This window comes from Pseudoalteromonas apostichopi (assembly GCF_030297135.1).
Taxonomy (GTDB): domain Bacteria; phylum Pseudomonadota; class Gammaproteobacteria; order Enterobacterales; family Alteromonadaceae; genus Pseudoalteromonas; species Pseudoalteromonas apostichopi.
In genome coordinates this window covers 606,502-628,125 of record NZ_AP028066.1, presented here as the reverse complement: position 1 = coordinate 628,125, position 21,624 = coordinate 606,502, and the positions used below count along the sequence as shown (strand labels likewise).

The 21,624-nt window shown below is 40.9% G+C and carries 18 protein-coding genes; 10 read left to right on the top strand and 8 right to left on the bottom strand.

Annotated elements, in window-relative coordinates:
• Positions 1 to 3 precede the first annotated feature (3 nt).
• The 3 genes from QUE86_RS18805 to QUE86_RS18795 all read left to right on the top strand — a co-directional run bounded on the left by QUE86_RS18805 (position 4) and on the right by QUE86_RS18795 (position 5,284).
• Complete coding sequence (locus QUE86_RS18805) at positions 4 to 3,135, top strand: efflux RND transporter permease subunit (protein ID WP_286260537.1); 3,132 nt, start codon at positions 4 to 6, stop codon at positions 3,133 to 3,135.
• Complete coding sequence (locus tag QUE86_RS18800) at positions 3,135 to 4,538, top strand: efflux transporter outer membrane subunit (protein ID WP_286260536.1); 1,404 nt, start codon at positions 3,135 to 3,137, stop codon at positions 4,536 to 4,538. Before QUE86_RS18805 ends, QUE86_RS18800 begins: the two co-directional genes overlap by 1 nt.
• A 128-nt stretch (positions 4,539 to 4,666) precedes the next feature.
• A complete protein-coding gene (locus QUE86_RS18795; RefSeq protein WP_130052435.1) occupies positions 4,667 to 5,284 on the top strand; it encodes a TetR/AcrR family transcriptional regulator in 618 nt (205 codons plus the stop codon).
• 8 nt (positions 5,285 to 5,292) lie between these two features.
• On the opposite strand, the gene QUE86_RS18790 is transcribed toward QUE86_RS18795, so the two are convergent.
• Together QUE86_RS18790 and QUE86_RS18785 are read right to left on the bottom strand one after the other, a co-directional pair.
• Positions 5,293 to 6,390, bottom strand: coding sequence for a HupE/UreJ family protein (locus QUE86_RS18790; RefSeq protein ID WP_130052434.1), 1,098 nt, complete (start codon positions 6,388 to 6,390; stop codon positions 5,293 to 5,295).
• 178 nt (positions 6,391 to 6,568) lie between these two features.
• On the bottom strand, positions 6,569 to 7,258 hold the full coding sequence (locus tag QUE86_RS18785; RefSeq protein WP_286260535.1) for an anti-sigma factor: 690 nt from the start codon (positions 7,256 to 7,258) through the stop codon (positions 6,569 to 6,571).
• A 304-nt stretch (positions 7,259 to 7,562) separates the two neighbouring features.
• On the opposite strand from QUE86_RS18785, the gene QUE86_RS18780 reads away from it, so the two are divergent.
• Positions 7,563 to 9,185, top strand: a complete 1,623-nt coding sequence (locus QUE86_RS18780) for a diacylglycerol kinase family protein (protein WP_130052432.1) — start codon at positions 7,563 to 7,565, stop codon at positions 9,183 to 9,185.
• A gap of 6 nt (positions 9,186 to 9,191) precedes the next feature.
• Here the strand turns inward: QUE86_RS18780 and QUE86_RS18775 are convergent, their stop codons facing one another.
• Positions 9,192 to 9,458 carry a VF530 family protein gene (locus tag QUE86_RS18775; RefSeq protein WP_256854142.1) on the bottom strand — a complete coding sequence of 89 codons (267 nt, stop codon included), beginning with the start codon at positions 9,456 to 9,458 and terminating at the stop codon, positions 9,192 to 9,194.
• A gap of 56 nt (positions 9,459 to 9,514) precedes the next feature.
• Positions 9,515 to 9,814 carry a DUF1496 domain-containing protein gene (locus QUE86_RS18770; protein WP_286260533.1) on the bottom strand — a complete coding sequence of 100 codons (300 nt, stop codon included), beginning with the start codon at positions 9,812 to 9,814 and terminating at the stop codon, positions 9,515 to 9,517.
• Between the two features lie 77 nt (positions 9,815 to 9,891).
• Here QUE86_RS18770 and QUE86_RS18765 point away from each other — a divergent pair, with 77 nt between their 5' ends.
• Entirely contained in the window at positions 9,892 to 10,122 is a 231-nt protein-coding gene (locus QUE86_RS18765) for a TIGR02647 family protein (protein ID WP_130052429.1), read from the top strand.
• 52 nt (positions 10,123 to 10,174) lie between these two features.
• Here QUE86_RS18765 and maiA read toward each other — a convergent pair whose 3' ends face one another.
• A complete protein-coding gene (maiA, locus tag QUE86_RS18760) occupies positions 10,175 to 10,804 on the bottom strand; it encodes a maleylacetoacetate isomerase (protein WP_167657277.1) in 630 nt (209 codons plus the stop codon).
• The gene (gene hmgA / locus QUE86_RS18755; RefSeq protein ID WP_167657278.1) at positions 10,804 to 12,108 is read right to left on the bottom strand and encodes a homogentisate 1,2-dioxygenase; all 1,305 of its coding nucleotides are present in this window, start codon (positions 12,106 to 12,108) and stop codon (positions 10,804 to 10,806) included. Before hmgA ends, maiA begins: the two co-directional genes overlap by 1 nt.
• A gap of 103 nt (positions 12,109 to 12,211) precedes the next feature.
• Between hmgA and QUE86_RS18750 the strand changes: the two genes are divergently transcribed.
• The 5 genes from QUE86_RS18750 (at position 12,212) to QUE86_RS18730 (ending at position 17,136) form a co-directional block, all read left to right on the top strand.
• Positions 12,212 to 12,667 carry a MarR family winged helix-turn-helix transcriptional regulator gene (locus QUE86_RS18750; RefSeq protein ID WP_256854141.1) on the top strand — a complete coding sequence of 152 codons (456 nt, stop codon included), beginning with the start codon at positions 12,212 to 12,214 and terminating at the stop codon, positions 12,665 to 12,667.
• A 95-nt stretch (positions 12,668 to 12,762) separates the two neighbouring features.
• A complete protein-coding gene (locus QUE86_RS18745; RefSeq protein ID WP_062565497.1) occupies positions 12,763 to 13,575 on the top strand; it encodes a hypothetical protein in 813 nt (270 codons plus the stop codon).
• Positions 13,575 to 14,615, top strand: coding sequence for an extracellular solute-binding protein (locus QUE86_RS18740; RefSeq protein WP_130052424.1), 1,041 nt, complete (start codon positions 13,575 to 13,577; stop codon positions 14,613 to 14,615). Before QUE86_RS18745 ends, QUE86_RS18740 begins: the two co-directional genes overlap by 1 nt.
• Entirely contained in the window at positions 14,615 to 16,114 is a 1,500-nt protein-coding gene (locus QUE86_RS18735; protein WP_286260532.1) for an ABC transporter permease, read from the top strand. The genes QUE86_RS18740 and QUE86_RS18735 overlap by 1 nt, the downstream gene beginning before the upstream one ends.
• Positions 16,115 to 16,125: 11 nt before the next feature.
• Positions 16,126 to 17,136 carry an ABC transporter ATP-binding protein gene (locus QUE86_RS18730; protein ID WP_130052422.1) on the top strand — a complete coding sequence of 337 codons (1,011 nt, stop codon included), beginning with the start codon at positions 16,126 to 16,128 and terminating at the stop codon, positions 17,134 to 17,136.
• Positions 17,137 to 17,516: 380 nt separating this feature from the next.
• Here the strand turns inward: QUE86_RS18730 and QUE86_RS18725 are convergent, their stop codons facing one another.
• Positions 17,517 to 20,642, bottom strand: a complete 3,126-nt coding sequence (locus tag QUE86_RS18725; protein ID WP_286260531.1) for a TonB-dependent receptor — start codon at positions 20,640 to 20,642, stop codon at positions 17,517 to 17,519.
• Positions 20,643 to 20,676: 34 nt separating this feature from the next.
• Positions 20,677 to 21,540, bottom strand: a complete 864-nt coding sequence (locus tag QUE86_RS18720) for a S1/P1 nuclease (protein ID WP_130052420.1) — start codon at positions 21,538 to 21,540, stop codon at positions 20,677 to 20,679.
• Between the last annotated feature and the right edge of the window lie 84 nt (positions 21,541 to 21,624).

Sequence of the window (21,624 nt, the reverse complement as noted above, 5' to 3'; positions counted from 1 at the left end):
TTAATGTCACGATTTTTTATTGATCGGCCCATATTTGCATGGGTACTTGCTATCGTAGTTATGCTGGCAGGTATCTTAGCAATTAGAAGTTTGCCAGTTGCGCAATATCCATCAATTGCACCGCCTGCAATTAGTATTCAAGCCTCATACCCTGGTGCGTCGGCCCGTACTCTAGAAGATACGGTTACACAGGTTATTGAACAAAAAATGAAAGGGCTAGATGGCTTGCTCTACATGTCGTCAACGTCAGAATCTAATGGCTCAGCTACTCTAACGTTAACCTTTACTGCGGATACAGACCCAGATATCGCACAGGTTCAAGTACAAAACAAGCTGTCGTTGGCAACACCGTTATTACCAGAAGAAGTTCAACGTCAAGGTGTCTCGGTTGCAAAATCAGCACGTAACTTCCTAATGGTTGTAGGATTTGTTTCTGAAGACGGTAGTATGAACAACATCGATATCGGTGATTATGTTTCATCAAATGTGCTTGATATTATCTCTCGGGTTAACGGTGTCGGGGAAGTACAGCTGTTTGGTTCTCAGTATGCAATGCGTATTTGGTTAGACCCAGCTAAATTACTCAAGTACTCGTTAACTCCTGCTGATATTAGTGCAGCAATCAGTGCCCAAAATGCACAGGTTTCGGCAGGTCAACTGGGTGCATTGCCAGCAGTGAGTGGCCAGCAACTTAATGCGACAGTGACTGCACAAAGCCGTTTACAAACACCTGAGCAATTTAGAAATATCTTTGTAAAAACTAATACTGATGGTTCAGTTGTTCGTTTAAGTGACGTTGCAAATGTTGAACTAGGTGGTGAAAACTACGGTGTTGTAGCTCGTTTTAACGGTAAACCAGCATCAGGCTTAGGTGTTAAGCTTGCCAGCGGTGCTAATGCACTTGATACAGCAGATGGCGTAAAAGCAGCACTTGCAGAGCTTGAGCCTTTCTTCCCTGAAGGCTTAAAAACGGTTGTTCCCTACGATACAACGCCATTCGTATCACTTTCAATTGAGAAAGTAGTCAGTACGCTGATTGAAGCTGTTGTGCTGGTGTTCTTGGTAATGTACTTATTCTTACAGAACTTCAGAGCAACACTTATTCCTACTATTGCAGTGCCTGTGGTATTGCTAGGTACTTTTGCTATCTTACAGGTTTTTGGCTTCTCTATTAATACCTTAACTATGTTTGCTATGGTGCTTGCTATTGGTCTACTGGTTGATGATGCAATCGTCGTCGTTGAAAACGTTGAACGTGTAATGACCGAAGAGAACTTGTCTCCACTTGAAGCAACACGTAAATCAATGGACGAAATCAAAGGTGCGCTTGTTGGTATTGCGATGGTGCTCTCAGCAGTATTTGTGCCTATGGCGTTCTTCCCAGGCTCAACCGGTGTTATTTATCGTCAGTTCTCAATTACCTTGGTCACAGCGATGAGCTTATCAGTACTGGTTGCATTGATTTTAACGCCAGCGCTTTGTGCGACCATCTTAAAACCAAGCCATGTTCACAATAATAAATCATTTATTGGTCGTTTCTTCCTTGGTTTTAACCGTGGTTTTGATAAAACAAACTCGGGTGCGCAAGGTTTTGTGTCTCGCATGATCAAACACAGTAAACGCTATTTACTTATTTACGGTTTAATCGTGGGTGGCATGGTGTTTATTTTCTCACAATTACCATCGGCATTCTTACCAGATGAAGACCAAGGTATTTTGTTTAACCAAGTAAGCCTACCTGCAGGTGCGACAAAAGAGCAAACCTTAAAAGTTGTTGAAAAGATGGAACACCACTTCTTAGAAGATCAATCAGAAGCGGTTAAATCTATCTTTACAGTAACAGGTTTTAGCTTTGCAGGTTCGGGTCAAAACGCGGCAATCGGTTTTGTTGGTTTAAAACATTGGGATGAGCGTCAGCGCCCAGATCTATCAGTGGGGGCGGTTGCTGGTAAAGCCATGGGGTACTTCTCAACGATTAAAGAAGCATTCGTGTTTGCTTTTCCACCACCAGCTGTTGTCGAGCTTGGCACTGCAAATGGTTTTACATTATACCTTCAAGACCGAGTTGGCTTAGGTCACGAGAAATTACTTGAAGCACGAAATATGTTTTTAGGTATGGCTGCGCAAAACCCAGTGCTATCAGGTGTACGTCCTAATGGTCAAGAAGATAAACCAGAGCTTGAGCTTGATATAGATTTAGCGAAAGCAGAAGCGTTAGGTCTTACTCAAGCAGACATTAATAACACGTTATCGACGGCCTGGGGTAGTCGCTATGTAAATGACTTTATTGACCGTGGTCGCGTGAAAAAAGTGTACCTACAAGGCACACCTGAATCGCGCATGGTGCCAGAAGACTTAGACAAGTGGTATGTACGTAATGCAAATGGTGACATGGTACCATTTACTGCGTTTGCTCATTCATATTGGACTTATGGCTCACCGCGTCTTGAGCGCTATAATGGCTTCTCTGCGATGGAAATCCAAGGTGCTGCATCGCCGGGTTACAGTACTGGCCAAGCGATGACGGAAGTTGAAAAAATGGTTAAGAAGTTACCGCCTGGTGTGTCGTTCGAATGGACAGGTATTTCATATGAAGAACGTTTAAGTGGTGGTCAAGCACCATTACTTTATGCACTTTCATTGCTGGTTGTATTCTTATGTCTAGCGGCGTTATACGAGAGCTGGTCAGTCCCTGCGGCGGTTATGCTGATTGTACCGCTAGGGGTATTTGGTGCTTCGATTGCCTCATTTGTATTTAACTTATCAAATGATATTTATCTACAAGTTGGTCTATTAACCACTATTGGTCTTGCATCAAAAAATGCCATCTTGATTGTAGAGTTTGCTATTCATAAAATGGATGAAGGTATGAAGCTTGTCGATGCAGCAGTGGCAGCCATTCGCCTGCGTTTACGTCCAATCTTTATGACATCAATGGCATTTGTGTGCGGTGTACTACCTCTTGCAATTGCATCAAGTGCAGGTTCAGGTGCACAAAATGCGCTAGGTATTGCTGTTATTGGCGGTACACTCGCGTCATCGACCATAGTTGTGTTGTTTGTGCCATTGTTTTTTGTACTAGTGCGTCGTGTATTCCCAGGCAAAACAAAGTCAAACAATGAGGAGCAGGCATAATGAAAGTAAAACTTATCTCAGTGTCTGTTGCTGCACTTATGTTATCTGCCTGTAATATGGCGCCAGATATGGAGCAACGTGAATTACCCGTTGCACAAAACTATGATATCCAAGGTACAGCAGGTGATATCAATGCACTAAATTGGCAGTCATTTTTCAGTAATACGCAACTTCAACAGTTGATTGCGCTAACACTTGAAAACAACAAAGACATCAAAACTGCTGCACTAAATGTGCAGCAGGTAAGATCAATGTACCAGATTGAAGATTCAGCGTTATACCCAAGCATTGATCTAAATGCGTCGGGTACGCGTCAGCGTCTTCCTGCTGATTTATCTGGTACTGGCCAAGCAACTATTTCTGAAAATTATTCAGCTACAGTTGGCTTAACTGCTTATGAAATTGACCTTTGGGGTAAAGTACGTAACCAATCTGAACAAGCTTTACAAAACCTCTATGCAGCTGAATATAGTTTAACCAGTGTGCGCATTAGTTTGATTTCAGAATTAGTGAATGCATGGCTTAACTATGCGACGGACAAAGAGCTATTGGCGCTCGCCAACGAGACTTTAAAGTCTCAGCAAGAGTCTTTAGAGCTAACTCGTAAAACATTTGCTCTTGGCGCTGCTTCTCAGTTAACGCTATCACAACTTGAGAGTACTGTGGCAACGGCTAAGGTCGATATTGCGAATTATCAGCGCTTGTTAAAGCGCGATAAAAATGCGCTCGACTTTTTAGTGGGTAAAACCGTCACTGCGGATTTATTACCAACTGAAAGTATAGATGATGTACTGAGCTTACCAGATGTGCCGGTTGGTTTGCCGTCAGAACTGCTTACTCAACGACCAGATATTAAGGCTGCTGAGCATGATTTACTTGCAGCCAATGCAAATATTGGGGTGGCAAAAGCGGCATTCTATCCAAGCATCAGTTTAACCGCGAATGCGGGTACGGCTTCTGCTGACTTAAGTAATCTTTTTGATTCAGGTTCAGGCACATGGAGTTTTGTACCATCTATCAATTTGCCTATTTTTAACATGGGCCGCAACCAAGCCAACCTTGATGTTGCACAATCTCAGCAAGAAATAGCACTAACCAGCTATGAGCAAACCATACAGCAAGCATTCAAAGAAGTCTCTGATGCCCTTGCTGATCGTGAAGGTTATATGCATCAGTTAGATGCCCTCAATGACTTGTATCAAAGTAATGAGCTATCTTTTACTTTATCGGATGCTCGTTTTCAAAAGGGCGCAGACAGTTACTTGCAAGTATTGGACGCACAACGAAATTGGTACAGTGCTGGGCAACAGTTAATATTAGGTAAGCAAGCGTATCTGGCGAGCCAAATTCATTTGTATAAAGCACTCGGTGGCGGCTGGAATGCACAAAAAGCTGTGCAATAAATCTGCAAAAGCATAATTTATTTAAGGTTTTGCAGGTTCTTAGTTGTTTTGACTCTCCGCAAAGATTAAGATCCTGTAAACCTTGTTTAAATTAAAGTTAACTGTAGTCAGTAAAGCTTGGAGAAACCATGACGCAAAAAACGAAAAGACACAATGACCCTGCTCTTGCCGAAGCAAGACGTAATCAAGTGCTCTGTGCCGCGGCTGATTGTTTTCGACGTAAGGGCTACCATGGCGCAGGAATGGCGGAAATTTCTAAAACCGCAGGCATGAGCGCTGGCCATATCTATAATTACTTCGCCAGCAAAGAGGCAATTATAGAATCAATTGTCGAACGTGACATGGAAGAAATGTTCTCAATTTTTAAAGAATTTGCAGATAAACCCGGCGATCGTGTCACTGTATTGCTTGATGGCCTGGGTAGAGGCGTTGAACGCCATACCGATTTAAATCAAGGTGCTCTTGATTTAGAAATGCTCGCAGAAGCTGCACGCAATGAAAAAGTGGCTAACTTATTACGTGAGTCAGATAGCCATGCTCGTGATTCTATGCGTGACTTATTAGTTGGTGACAGAGGACCTTTACAAGGGACGGCACTTGATGAAGTGAATGCTCGTATTGAAGTTATGTTTTCTGTGATGGGCGGCCTTTTACTGCGTAAAATGCTCAACCCTGACCTCGATACTGATGAGTTACTAAAAGCTCTTCGCCCCGCAATGAAAACTCTATTGTTACCATTTGAATAGAGCGCTCATTAAAAGCGCTCTATAGACCATTGGATTGCCATAATTGCAATTAGCACTGATCCTGCTGGCATAATGGCTTTTTTATACCAGGGATTATTTCTAAGTAGCATTAGTAGCGGTAAACAAATGGCTAAAATAACGAGTTGACCTATCTCAACCCCTAAATTAAACGCTAAAATACTCATTAGCTGGTATTCATTCGATAAGCCAAGCTCACCTAATACACTCGCAAATCCCATACCATGCAATAGACCAAAGCAGAAGGTGATCCAACCTAAACGTACAATCATCGGCCAGATGTTATTAACGGCAGCAAATAAAACTGAAAGCGCGATACCTAATTCTACCCAACGTGTGTTTGGCGATATGATATTCATTGCAGTTGCTGTGAGGGTCATTGAGTGAGCAAGCGTAAATGCAGTGATGATCCACGCTGTATCGACAAGGATTTGTTTTTTTGACTCGACACGTTGCCACTCACCTTGCTTACGCACCAATACACAGCCAAGCAATAGAGCGATTAAAAACAAAATATGATCTGTGCCCATCCAAATATGTAATATGCCTTGCTGTACATATTCAACAAATGTTGTGATAAAGCTTTGCTCTTTAAAGTTGATAACTTGTTTTGGCGTGTTTTCTGTAAACACGCGGCTTGAGTTAGCAATAGCAGCAATTGCTTGATGATGCTCATCTAATTCAAACAAGGCAGTGTAATTAATCGTTATTGAACTATCAGAAGGGCAATCTACTTGTAATGGCACATGAATGTACGATTGATTAAAGTGGTTATTCACGCTGAGCTCACCTTCAAAAGCGATCTTGCAGCTTAGTTGTTGCTGTAAAACAATCAAATGGCTATTTAGATAGTTAAAAATTGCTTGCTGCTGAGAGGTAATTTCATGCCATGCAATTACATTATCCTGATTTTTATCGAAGTTTACTGCTTTATCGAGATCAGTCACAGAGGCTTGCCAAGAGCCAGTTAATGAAAGTGTATGACTCGTTTGTTGTTCTAAAGTAAGGTAAGCGGTGCTTTGCTGGTGGGCATAACTGGTAAAACTAAAAATCAATAGAAATAGCGTAAACAACAACGACTTTTTCATTTTTATTCCTGAGATAATACAGGCGGGCAAGTCTTATGCTCGAATGACCGCATTTATTTAAGATAAGTAAAAAGGGGCTGTTACTATAGCAAGTACAAAGGTTTAACGGCTAGGTCATCTGTCTTAGAAATAGTGGCTTTGCTCGTGTTTTAATAATGAATCTTTAGGCTGTGTATGGTTAATTAACGTTAAGTTTAGCTGTATAAATAATTTCACTTGGGGAGCCTGATTGTGAACCGCCAGTCGGCTCGCGGCTTATTGCTAGCAACGCAATATTTTGCGGTTTAAATAATGCATTGCGGGCAATTTCTTTGCTATCTGTTTTTGGTAATAAAACAATAGGAATAGCGTTGGGGTAGCCTTTTAAACGGATCCATAACTGGTAGTCATAATCAGTTTGTATACTCATATCACTAGCCGCTTTAAGTAAAATACTGTGATCGCTTATATCTAAATTCCAAAGAGGCTTATTTGATGAATCATAAAATGTCATTGAATGACTGATTTTATCGCTAAATGACTCTTGCGGTTGCCAAGTAATCAAAACCAATACAACGCACGCCGCAGAGGCAATAGCAGCCCAAGCATTAAAAATTACAAAGTTAAAGCCTTTTGCTTTCTTTTCTGCCGGTAAAAGTATCGGGTCAATTCTTTTTGATATTTTATCCCATACTTGTTGATCGGGTGGGTTAGATTCAATCGCGTTTTCTAAATTTTTTATATACCTTTGCCATAATGAGGTTGCGTAGCGAGCTCTTGGTGAGGTTCGCATTAAGCGGCTAAATCTATCTCGGGCATGGCCATGTAATGTGCCTAGAACGTATTCTGCTGCAAGAAAATTAAGTAGCGTGTGGTCATCGTATTTCATAACGAATTAGGCTCAGGATTGATTTAAGTTTTTAAAATAAGCTTCACTAAATATAAATGTTTAGTGTGCTTAACTTTAATTTTAGACTATTAGAGAAAGCCAGCCTTAAAATTTATGATATTTTGCGTATGTAAATAATTGTAAGTTATTCAAAAAGTTGTGAAAAAATGTCCTAAACTTAAAGGGTAAGTTTTCAGTTTGAATCTAAGTCATTGATTTTAAAAAGCCAATAGTGTTTAACAAGTAGATTTAACTGGAGTGAAATTTGCATTGTTCTATTCAATTAGAATAACAAGGAGTGATTATGTGGGCAGCTTTTAGTTACTTGGCACTAGCGATTGTATTTATAATTGCGGCTATTATGGTTGAAACTGTGTATTTTGCGCTGTTCTTTTATTGGACTGCTCTGTCGTTGCTTTTAGTTAGCGGCGCTTACTTTTTTAATATCGCACGTATTTTCAGAAAACGAGAAAACGGAGTGATACCCATCTACATCCGTTGGGCATTTATTCCCTTTTTGTTGGGAGCACAACTTTATAACGCATGGTCGAGAAAGCACGATAAAGTTCCGCCACTACAACAAATTAATGAACATTTATTTTTAGCCTGTCGGTTATTTCCTTCAGATATAGACTCAATGAAAGAAATGGGTATTACGGCTATTTTAGATGTAACATGCGAATTTGATGGCCTTGAATGGTCTTCAACACAAGAGAATATTCGTTATTTAAATATTCCTGTACTTGATCACAGTGTACCTACTCGTGCCCAATTACATCAAGCCATTAATTGGATTGACCATCAAGTAAAAGCAGATAGACGTGTCGTTGTGCATTGTGCACTTGGTCGAGGACGCTCAGTATTTGTAATGGCAGCTTACTTACTTAGCCAAAATAAAGATGCAGATGTACATCAAATTCTCGCACAAATTAAAGAGACTCGACAAACAGCCAATCTAAATAAGCGTCAGCTGCGTCATCTTGTTCGCCGACATCGCTCTGGTGACTTATTAATAAAGAATAAAGCCGTACTTATTGCAAACCCAGTATCAGGCACAAAGCTTTGGGAATCAAAACGTAAGCAAATAACATCACGCTTATCTGAGTATTACGATTTAACCGTTTATACAACTTCAGAAGAAGTCGATGGTACTCAACTAGCAAAAGAAGCCCTAGAGTTAAGCCCTGATGTGGTTATTGCTTGTGGTGGTGATGGTACAGTAACTGAAGTTGCAAGTGTGCTTGTTAATACTGATTGTAAACTAGGCATTATTCCTTTGGGTACTGCTAATGCGCTTGCCCATGTTTTAATGGGTATTAAGTCTAAACTTATACCAGTAGAGCAGGCTTGTGAGCTCATTATTGAAGGTCAAGATAGTCGTATTGATACTGCAGTTTGTAATGGCGAGCGTATGTTGTTACTAGTTGGCATCGGTTTTGAACAAAAGATGATCGAAAAAGCGCATCGAGATGCAAAAAATGAGTCAGGTCAACTGGCTTATTTACAGGGCTTTTGGCAAGCATTAGGCGAGCATGAAGCGCAAGACTACGATGTTACCATTGACGACAACGAGCTGAAAACCATTAATACTACAAGTTTAATCATTGCCAATGCCGCGCCATTTACCACGTTACTTGCTCAATCTGCTGGGCAGCCAGATCATCAAGATGGTTTACTTGATGTAAACTGGTTAACACCCAGTGCCGACTCTAAAGCGAGTACTTTAAGCATCGCAGAGTTAGTGTTCTCAAGTATAACTCAAACTAGTTTCGCAATTAATAGTCATCACACAAATGCTAAACGAGTGACTGTGAGCGCAGAAGGTGGCTTGAGCTACGTTATTGATGGTGAGGTAAAAACAGCGGATAAACTAGATGTTGAGATTTCACCGAAATCGCTTTCGGTGATTGTAGCTGCTGAAGATTAGCAATGATTACTTTTTAATGCTTTTCCACTGGAAAGAGCCATCATCGGCATGGTCATTATTGATAATGGTATCAATATATAACTGTTCTACTTTTTCACGTGCCCAAGGGGTCTTTCGTAAAAATTTAAGACTCGACTTTACACTTGGGTCATTTTGAAAGCAGCGTACATCGACGTGCGCTGCCATCCCGTCCCAACCAAGTTTTTCTACCAGTTTAGTAACTATGTCAGCTAATTTAACGCCATGTAATGGATTGTTTGGTTGATTGTCCATGATAAATCTTAGGTTATTTGCAACCGCGCAATAGTAACCTATATGCTGGTTTTAAGCTAATTGACATGAATCGTTTTAGCTTGTTTCGGATAAATAATCTCGCCATTAGCATTAAGTCTTAGCCAAGCTAAATCACTGTTTGAAAAATTAGGCTGTTTGGCGGTGCATATTAACGTAATGTCACCAACAGAAATATAAGCACCTTCGGTGTAGTGTTTATTTTCATACCAACAGACTTTTTGGTTGTTCAATGCTTCTTGACCGTCGAGCACAATCACTGGATTTTCCTTTGCTAGTGCTTTATTTAAAAATACTAAAATAAACAAAGTGCTTAACAGTAAAATTTTCTTTAACAAAATACCTCTCCCGTTGGGCAGATTTGTATAACTACACTAAGCTTATGACAAGGAATAAATAATAAAAAGGTGAACACATGCAATTTGATAAAAATATGATCGACGAACTAACCCTACTTGCAAAATTTCCTCGTAATTCACAAATGCAGGGAATTAAAATTCACTCCGATGCCGAAAGTTCAATTAGAGATGCAGCACAACGTCTTTATGATAAGGGCATTACTGACAGCCCAGATGGAGGCTACTTAACTGATTTGGGACTAGATTTAATTAACCATGTGAGTGTGATTAACTCAGCGCTTAGATAACAAAAATACAGGCCCGAAGTGTTCGGGCCTTTTTCATGAATAATTGAAAAGCTTAAATTGCATCCGGCTGATTTTGTGGTGCAGCATCAATAAATGCATCAAGCTTATTACATTGCTCATAAACTGCGGCAATTTTAGGGTACTTACTCATATCAACCTTAAAGCGCAGAGCATTAAATACTTGCGGCACTAAGCACACATCAGCAAGCGTTGGTTTGTTGCCCACACAAAAGGTGTTCGCTTCATTGAGAAGTTTTTCGATACTCTCAAAACCAACTTCTACCCAATGTTTATACCAGGTGGTTTTTGCCTCTTCGTCAACACCAAGATCGTTAGCTAAGTACTTTAATACGCGCAAATTATCGATAGGGTGGATATCACATGCTACGGCATAACATAAATTGCGTATTTGAGCTTTTTGCCACGCATCTCCAGTTAAAAGAGGTGTTTCAGGGTGGGCTTCTTCAAGCCATTCTAAAATAGCCAGTGATTGCGCAAGTACACCTTGTTCAGTTTCAAGTGCTGGCAATAATCCTTGAGGGTTTTTTGCTAGATACTCGTCGCTTTGCTGCTCTGATTTTAATAAATTTACAGTCACCAACTCGTGATCAATATTCTTTAAATTAAGAGCAATGCGTACTCGGTATGCAGCTGATGAACGAAAATAGCTATAAAGTTTCATTATGCGTCCTGTTTACCAGTGAAATATTTTTTAATCGTGCGCCAACAGTCTGTGTAGTTAGGCTGACGCTCTTTGCCTTCAAGGGCATATTTAGTTGGTGAAATAACGTAACGCGATTCGAACATAAATGCCAAGGTGTTTTCGTAACGTTGTGGTTCAAGCTCAGCATTTGATGCCTTTTCAAACACATCGGCTTCAGGACCATGTGGCGACATGCAATTATGTAAGCTAGAACCGCCTGGTACAAAGCCATGCTCTTTAGCATCGTAAACGCCTTCAATTAAGCCCATAAATTCACTCATAATATTACGGTGGTAATAAGGTGGGCGGAATGTGTTTTCAGCCACCATCCAACGCGGAGGGAAGATAGCAAAGTCGATATTAGCAACCCCTTCTGTTCCCGATGGTGATGTTAATACGGTGAAGATTGATGGATCAGGGTGATCGTAACTTACAGTATTCATTACATTGAATCTTGCAAGGTCATACTTATAAGGGGCGCTATTACCTGTCCAAGCTACGACATCTAAAGGAGAGTGACCAATATCACAGCGAAACATATTGCCGTTGAATTTAGCAACCAGTTCGAAATCACCTTCAATATCTTCATAAGCTGCTACAGGGTAGTGGAAGTCACGATCATTTGCATAACCGTTTGCACCTACAGGGCCGCGCTCAGGTAAAATATAAGCATGTCCGTAGTTTTCGCAAATATAGCCACGGGCTGTATCAGTAAGCAAATCAACAGCAAATTTAATCCCTCGAGGAATAACAGCAATTTCACCAGCACGAACGGTTAGTTTTCCGCACTCTGTTCTTAGTAACAGTTCACCTTGTTGCGGTACAAACAGCATTTCACCATCAGCATTATAAAAGTAACGGTTTTGCATTGATTTATTAGCGACATAGATATGAATACCAATACCTGTTTGTGCATTGGCACTGCCGTTGGCAGCCATAGTAACTAAACCATCAATAAAATCAGTTGGCTCTGCTGGAATTTCAATTGGATCCCAACGTAGCATTGTCGGTGGTGTTGGCACTTCTGTTATAGGTGCTGTACGAATAAGGCCATTGTCGATTGGCGTGTAATCACCTTGTACTACTGATGGGCGAATGCGGTAAAACCAAGTACGTCGGTTATCTGCACGAGGCGCTGTAAATGCCGTTGTGCTGAACTGCTCTGCATATAAATCGTATTTTACTTTTTGTGGGCTGAATTGACCGATAGGTAATGCACCGGGTAATGCTTCGGTTTCAAATTCATTACCAAAGCCTGTCATATATTGTAATTCGTTATTCATCACTAGACTCCTGAAAGGTTTTAGGTAAGATACTCTCATGTGAGACTAAATTCAAACCGCACTGAATTTGCTTGTGTAAATATTTTTTGACAGTAGTGTAACCATGACAATAGATAAACAGCCAACGCTCGATTTACAGCAGTTCTTACCTTACTCATTAACCAATATTGCAATGCAGATGAGTGAGCAATTTAGTGAGCTATATCAAAAGCAGTTTGATTTAACCGTGCCACAATGGCGAGTAGTCGCGAATCTTGCTCAATACGGTGAATGCACTGCTAAACAGTTGTGTGATATGGCACAAATGGATAAATCAACGGTGTCCCGTGCAGTAAAGTCGTTATTAACAAGAAACCTTATTGCAGCAAAAGCGAACCCAACAGATAAACGCGCAAACCTGTTATCGTTATCAGAGGCAGGAGTAGGTTTGCATAAACAAATTGTTCCACTAGCAAATGAGTGGCAATCAAGTTTAGTCAGTGGCTTAGATAGCCAAGAAATTAAACAATTTATGAACACTCTTATTAAGCTTTCCAGTCACTTAAATAAAAATGTGTAAATCTGTAATCAAGGCTTTATAGCAATTGATTTAGACAATCGATACGTATATGATAATGGCTATCATTTACAATTAGAAACTTGGATGTCCCCCCTATGAAATTAGCGTTAAACACCGTTAAAACACTAGGTCTTAGCCTAGTATTAGCATCTACTTTTATTGCCCAACCTGTATTGGCAAATGGTCCAATTGGTGAGCACGTTAATCATCTAAAAGAAAATTTAAAAGATTACTCAGAAGACGTTGAGTGGATGATCGGTAAAGTTGACACCATGGTTACCGATTATGAAACAAAAGGCGCAAAAGCGGTTAAAAGCGATGATTTAATTGAATACTGGGAGTCAGTTAAGTTTCACAGTGCAATTGAAACTAATTATGTGCCGGTTTATGCATCAATCTGGCAAGGTATTTATGGTATCAAAATGGCCATTGATGACAAAAAGCCAGCAAGCGAAGTTCGTGAGCACCAAAAGGCCTTAAATGCTGCCTTGTGGCAGGGTCTTGGAGCTGTTAAACTTGCTGCCGATTTTCAGCAAAAAGGCTTATTAAAAGCTGTAAAAGCAACTGCTTCTGAGACAATGACGCAAAGCGCTACTATCGATGAGATTAAACACAAATTAGATCGTGTTGTTGCAAAATATGCAGAACGTTTAAGCGATGAAGCAACACAAATCGTACACGATACTTACCTTCATTTATTCGAGGGTGTTGAAGGTACACTTATTGAAAAAGATGCGAAGTTAGTAGAAGTTCTCGAAAAAGATTTTAATGTAACCCTGCCAAAAGCTATTTCTGATAAAGGGTCTGTTGACCAAGTACGTGCAGTGGTTGTTGATATGCAAGAAAAACTAGATCGCGCTAAGGTGTTACTAGAAGAAGCCGAAAAAGCACGTAAGGATGTATTTTAGTGAAGCGTAGGACCTTTATTCAAGGCCTGGCTGCGTTTGGGGTAGTGGGCGCAATGCCACTACCTCTTTCTCGTGCCTTTGCAGCCTCTGCTGCAAGCCCAATTTCAGTGAAAGACTTACCAGCCCTTGAGGGTGACCTAACATTATATTTAGGCCGTGGTGAAGGTGGTTTGTACGAAAACGTACTGCAATCAATTCAAAAGAAAAACCCAAAACTTAATTTAGCTATTCGACGAGGGCCAACTGCTGCATTAGCCAACATGATTGTGGCTGAAGCGAAAGCAGGTGTAAAACGTGCTGATTTATTTTGGGCGGTTGACTCAGGTGCTATTGGCTTAGTAACAGACGCGGGTCTAGCTAAACCTTTACCATCTGACTTAGTAGCGCAGTTACAGCCGCAGTTTCGTTATCCTGGCTGGGCACCAGTGACAGGCCGTATTCGTACATTGCCTTATAACACTAAGCGTCTAAGCAAAGAGCAGATCCCAGATAGTATAATGGCAATTGCTGACAGTGATTTATCAATTGGTTGGGCACCTGCTTACGCATCTTTCCAATCATTCGTGACGGCAATGCGCATACTTGAGGGGGATGATAAAACAGCTAAATGGCTTAAAAAAGTTCAAAAACGCTCTAAAAATTATGCTGGTGAACTCGGTGTCGTCATGGCTGTTGAACGTGGCGAAGTGGATATTGGCTTTGCTAACCATTATTACACATTACGCCTTAAGGCAGGTAAACCGGATGCTAACCTTGATCTTGCTTTTACAAATCAAGATGCAGGTTGTTTAGTTAATGCATCGGGTGTCTTATCGCTGACAGATAATCCTAATGCAATGAATTTTATGCGTTACTTACTAAGTTCAGAAGTACAAAGTTACTTAGCTCGTGAAGCATATGAAATCCCATTGATCCAAGGTATTGACCAGCCAGCTGGGCTACCTGCGTTAACTGATATTTCACCTCCGAAAATCGATTTAACTCAATTGGCAGATTTAAGGCCAACTCTCGACCTTATGCGCAGTAGCGGTGTTTTATAATGCGCATACCTGCTTCTTATCCCATGGCGCTGCTTGCAGCGCTTTTGGCATTAGTGCCAGTATATATTTTAATCACTTTAGCCAGTGATGCGGCTGCTGTTTTTGATAGTCATAATTTAAAAATTCTTGGTAACACCTTATCACTTATGGTGTTAACGGTAATAGGCTCTATTTTAATTGGCGTGCCTCTGGCGTTTATTAGTGCTTATGTTCAACTTCCATTTAAAAAGCTTTGGCTTGTTCTGTTTGCAGCTCCGCTTGCAATCCCAAGCTATATTGGTGCGTTTACTTTGTATGCTGCATTTGGTCCCGGCGGTGAGATAAATCAGCTGTTGGGCTTTGAAACGCCCCCTATGTATGGGTTAACTGGTGCTGCCATTGTAATGACGCTATATACGTTTCCGTTTGTAATGCTTACAACGCGTTCGTCTTTACTGAGCCTTGATGCGAGCATGGTTAATGCCGCGCGTACATTAGGTATGTCGATGCCGATGAGTGTATTTAAAGTAATACTGCCACGCGTAATAAATGGGATAGCTGCGGGTTCATTATTGGTTGCACTTTATACTTTATCAGATTTTGGTACACCAGCTATGATGCGTTTAGATACCTTTACTCGTGTAATCTATGTTGAATATAACGCATTCGGTTTAAGCCGCGCAGCTATGTTGTCGCTACAATTAATGGTGATAGTTGGCTTTTTACTGTTCATTGAGTCACAAATTAAAACAGCATCTGAGCGCCATGGCAGACCGCTGATGTTATTCCCATCTAACGGTCAAAAATTAGCAATGCTGGTGACTTTTTTGCCTGTTTTGTTACTTGCGATTTGTTTGCCGTTAGCCATTTTTACCCTTTGGCTTGCCCGTGATGGTGTTGCTGATTTTGATTTTAGCATAGCTTGGAATTCGGCTTATGCGTCTGGTATTGCAGCTACTGTGGCTGTTGTTGTTGCAGTACCTGTAGCCCATGCTGCATTAAGTGGCAAAGTAGGGCGTATTATGGAACGGATAACTTATTTTGGTTTTGGTATTCCGGGTATCGTGATGGGTACTGCTCTTGTGTATGGTGGCCTGCAATTGCCGCTTCTATACCAAACTTTAGCCTTATTAGTGATTGCCTACGTATTGCGTTTTTTACCGCTGGCGGTTGGTTCTGTGCGTACCAGTACTGAACATTTAGATTCCAGCTTAATCAAATCAGCACGCGTTCTGGGGGCAAGCCCTCGCGAAGCATTTATGCGTATTACCTTGCCTTTAACAATGCGCGGTATCATTGCCGGTGCCGCCTTGGTATTTTTAGAATCAATGCGAGAACTTGAAGCTACGTTGTTACTTGGTCCTACAGGGTTCGAAACCCTATCAACCTATTTATGGCGTGTTTATGAAGCCGGTTACTTTGGTCGTGCTGCAATACCTGGCTTATTGTTGGTAGTGATATCAGCATGTGGCTTAGCTATAATGCTCTCAGGTGAAAAACGCAGTCAATTAGAACATTAAGGATCAGTTTAATGCTATCAGTTAGTAAGCTGTCTATCGATTATGGTAGCAATCGTGTGGTAAGTGAACTTAACTTATCACTTGGGGAAAGTGAGATCCTCATGCTAGTTGGTCCAACTGGCTGTGGTAAAAGTACAATTTTACAAGCGTTAGCTGGGCTAATTCCCATTAGCGAAGGTGAAATTAATTTAGGCTCATGGCGAGCAACGCCAAAGTTAAAAGTACCACCTGAAAAGCGAAAAGTAGGTATGGTATTTCAAGACTTTGCGCTATTTCCGCACTTAACGGTACAGCAAAATATTTGTTTTAGATTGACTGATACCTCAAAAGCAGATCATTGGATTAAGCTACTGGGTCTTGAAGCTTTTCGAAATAAAAAGCCAGCTACATTATCAGGCGGTCAAAAACAGCGCGTAGCGCTTGCTCGTACGCTTGCCCATGATCCTGAGTTTGTATTACTAGATGAACCCTTATCTAACCTTGATGCAGCTTTAAAAGATACCCTTCGTTGGGATATCCGTAATGCATTAAAAGATGCTGGTGTACCTGCAATTTGGGTAACCCACGACCAAGAAGAAGCTTTATCTGTTGGTGACCGTGTCGGCGTACTTAAAGAAGGTATTATTCAACAAATTGACACCCCTGAGCGTTGTTTTAGTTTACCAAGCAATCGCTTTGTTGCGCGCTTTTTAGGTGAAGCAAGTTTTATCTCTGGCCATTGTGAAGGTGATATCGCCACAACTGATTTAGGTAATGCGCCAGCTATTAAAGTAGACCATAATGCAGCAAAGGTTGATGTATTACTTCGCCCCGATGATGTTCACCTTATTCAAAATGCGAGTACTAGCAATGGTAAAGTGACGTGGGTCCGTTACGAAGGTGGCAGCCGCTTATGCGCTGTTAAATTAGCGTGTGATACAGTAGTGACAAGCCGAGTGAGTCATGAGGTGGTGGTGCGCCCAGGTGATGCAGTTCATGTTTCTATCAATACAACACACCCACTTGCGGTTTACGCAGCTTAAATAAAAGTATCTGTGCAGGTCTCACTGGCCTGCATTTTTTAGAAAGCTTTCAGCCATCAGACGCGAGTAAAATCAGCTACCTAGCAACTTGCTTACTTTCCTCTTAAAGCTCGTAACTACTATTTTTACCAGCTAAAGCCCGTCCTACGGAAATTTTATCAGGTATTAGGCTCTAGGTTTTGGCATTAGGTTTCAGATACAAGGACGCGATGTAAAATCGCTGCTACTAGTAACTTTCTAACTTTACTCTCGAAGCTTTACTCTTGTTAACTTTCCCCTAGTAGCTTTACTCTCGTAACTTGTAATAGCTAACTTTCTCAAAACGTAAAAAGCCCGCCAGTAGGGGCGGGCTTTTGCTTTATAACAAGGTTAACTCGTTATTAGAATGTGTAACGTACACCTACACGCATTTCCCAAACTGATGCGCTGCTTTGAGTTGCAGTTTTACCATTGTTAGGGTTAAAGTCTGAGTATACGTAGCGACCTTGGTCGTCAAGGTCTACAGTCACCATGCTGTTACCAACAAAACTACCTTTCTTAAGTACGCCCCAGTCATCGTTTAACATGTTTGTTAAATTATCGATAACGAAGAATACTTCACCTTTGTGACCAGGCATGAAACCAGGTAATTCTTGAGTCATCTTGAAGTTTACTTTAGTGAACCAATCAGCATTTTGACGGTTACGACCAGAGATTTCACCGCGTTCAAGACCTTGAGCAGAAATCCACTCGTTGAACTCATTAACCTCATCAGCAGTCATGTCGTAAACAACGTTAGGATCATCAACTTCAGGGATATACATTAGCTGACGACTACCGTTTGAGTTGCTATCACCCCAAATTCGACCGTCTCTATCATCAAACGTGTAGCTGTAAGGTAGACCTTTATAAGTTTCGCTGAATAAGTTGAAACGTGTGTTATAACCATCAAACAGCTCAGTTGTGTAACCTAGTGTCATTGTAAAGCGATGCGGGATCTCGTAATCAGATGTGTGTGCACCTGGGTTAGTCGGATCATATGTCGCTAAGTTACCATAGTTTGAGCTCGCTACAGAGCTTGTCATAGGGTTAACATCAGTTGAATCAGTGTAAGCATAAGCAAGTTGTACGCTAATGCCGTTATCAAAACGTTTGCTCATTGCAGCAGAGATAACATGAGACTCACCGCTGTTTCCACTTACGTTAGTCAGTAGTAAATCACCGTAACGACCTTCTTCTTTTTCTTCAAGAATCGGACGACCATCAAATGTTGTTTCACCAGAATCTTGTAAAGCGATATCTTCTAGGAATGCAGCATCTTTACGTTTAGTGAATAAGTAATCTAGTGAGAATACGTACTCATCTTCAGTTGTGTATGTTGCACCTACTGAGTATTTCCACTCTGATGGCATTTCGAAATCAGGGTCAACAGCGTTTACAGATGAATCACCTGAACCAATAACTGTGTTTGCAACTTGATCGTATAAGCTTTGTGGTACTTCGTAACCTGGCGTGCCGCCGTTTACGTTTGGCGTAGCGAATAGGTCAACACCACCTCTGATTGATGTACCAATGTTAGTGATACCATCATTCGAGTATGAGTTAGATAACCAAACGTTCGGGTTACCACCAGAGAATAGGCCAACACCTGCGCGAACTTCTAATGCATCCGTTGCATACCACTCAAAACCAACACGTGGTTGAATTAAGTCAATGCCGTCGAATGTTGCTTGGTTACTGAAACCGTAGCGGTTAGTAAAGTTATCATTGTAGTTAGGTTTGTCGTCACTTGTATATTTGTCGTAACGAAGACCAAACGTTAATGTTGCATCTAAATCTGTGAAGCTGTACTCATCTTGCACATATAAAGTGTGTTGTGCATAAGAGAAGTTAGCCGCAGCATCTGTTGGATCGTTAGTACCAGCCGCATTGTTGTAATAAACACGATCTGCAAAACCAGCTTCAAAATCATCTACAGATTTAAAGCGCCACTCACCTTGAGTGTGCTGAACGAATTGGTTGAATACGTCTAACTCTTCAAACTCATAGCCAGCAGTAATCGTGTGTTGATCAAGGTAGTATGTACCCGCAATTTTTGCTGTCACTGTTTCGTAGCTAAGAGCATTTGATTGACGAGAGTCATCTGGACCAATGTAGATAGTACCGCCATCTTCTGTACGAATTTGCATTTCACCAAAGCTACTTGCTGCATCTAAAGAGCGAACTGTCTGGTCTAATTCTGATTTACCTAGACGAACCTCAGTTGAAAATTCATCAGACCAATCTGAGTAAAGTGAACCAATGATTGATGTAAACTCAGCACTTTGCTTGAAGAAGTGATTATCTAAAGTAACAGTGTTGCTGTAAGCATCTGACTGAGACAGTGTAAAACCATCGTTATAGTTATAGATTAAGTTAGCACGGTGATCATCGTTGATGTTCCAGTCAAGTTTAACTAAGATTTTTTCATCTTCAACTGGTGCGCTTGATGGCATACCACCAGCATCATAGTTATAAACATCTTGGGCAATTTGTTGTACACGTGCAACATCTGCTGCTGAAACACTACCTGTGTCTAGACCGCCGTAGTTGTATTGCTTTACACCTTCAAGTTTTTCGTATGATGTAAATAAGAAAAGGCTATCTTTAATTAGTGGTAAACCAACGTTGAAGCCGTAACGTTTTTCAGTGTAATCACCGTTGTCGTAGTCTTCACCTTCGATTTTATCGCCTTTCATTGAATCATTTGTATAATCGAAGAACATACCACCGTGTACTTCGTTACCACCTGATTTAGTAACAGCGTTGATGTTACATGATGTGAAACCACCGTATTGAACATCAAAAGGTGCAAGCTCAACGGCAACCTGCTCGATCGAATCGAAAGAGAAAGGAGCGCGGATAGTTGGGTAACCGTTTGAGCTTAGACCGAAGTTATCGTTCATACGAACGCCGTCTAGCGTTAAGCTGTTAAAGCGTGGGTTACCACCACCACAGTTGATAGAACCACGGCTATCATCAATTGTTACACGTGGGTCGATACGAACGATATCTTTTAAATCACGGTTGATAGCTGGTTGGTTTTCTAAATCTTCAAGTGTGAACGTTGCAGCTGGACCTGTACCACCAGACATACGGCTGATAGGACGACCTGTAACTACGATTTGTTCTACATCAGATTGTCTCTCTAACGTAACATTAACTGGGTAGTCAGCACCCACTTGTAGGTTGATGTTGTTGAATGTTTGATCTGCGAAAACGTCAGAATCTACAACAACGCGGTAAGGACCACCTACACGTAGGCCTTTTGCTGTGAAGTAACCCGCATCGTTCGTTTCAGTTTCTTTAGTTGAACCTGAAGGTAAGTGAACGATTGTAATCTTAGTGCCTGCAGCAGGGTTGCCGCTAGGACCTTTGATTTGACCCTTGATAGCAGATGTTGTTTCATTTGCTAACGCTGCACCACTCACACCAACACATGCTGCAATAGCAAGTGATAGAGCTGTTTTGCGGAGTTGGATTTTCATTATGTTATTTCCCGTGTTAGAGGTTATGTTTCATTTATAGTTTGCTGTCAGTTGGCATCTTGAGCGCCTTTACTAACGGTTTTGCCGATTTATCAAATAAATTATTTAATAAACCAGCTAATCTTATGCCACCTTGTTGTAGGCGAGTTTTAACAATCGGTAAGTTTTTATAGATATAACTATAACTTACGTTTGTTTCATTTTCATTATACAGAGAGTTTGCAATATTATTTGATTCGATTAACCAATCGCTAGGTGAACTGGCAAGGTAGTCCGTTATTAACGCTTGATTTGTTGTATTTATAAATTGCGCAAACTCAGTATAGGACAAATTTTCATTCTCGATGAGTTTTGAGTCCCATAAACTATGCAAATTGGTATCTTGCCCGAAGAATGTTACAGAAATATTGTTGCCACCACGATCTTCAGCGCGACCTGCGTGAAAAGGTTGGTGGCTGTCACCAACTAGGTGAACCAAAAAGCGCAGTGCAAATTGCTTTTCAGCTAATGAAGCTTTTTGATTTTTTAATACAGAAATTGAATATTCCATGCCTTCTAGGATATCTGACACGGTTTCTTTATTGTGATGAGAGTGTGAGTCGTAATGAGGTTTGGCATTGCCTTCTTTGAAATTAATGTAATGCCAGCGCGAGGATTTCTTTTGCCAAAAACTCTCTGGGGCAGATCGCATTTCATCAGCCCAAGTCGCAATTTGAGGTAATGATTCACCATCAAGTAATGGAACTAATGCTTGTTTAGTCGTATCAGTAATATGCTTAGATGCAATTTCACCAACAATACGGTGACCATTCTGACCCCATGCATTAACTGGGGTACTTAACACTGCTGAAATAACAGGTGTCGATAACAGCAACATTTTTATTGTTTTTTGTAACATTGACTCAGTGTCCAAAAATGAATGTGCCATGAAGCACGATTTCTTGGTGAGTATTTTCCTGAATTTAAAAGCAAATAGAAAGGA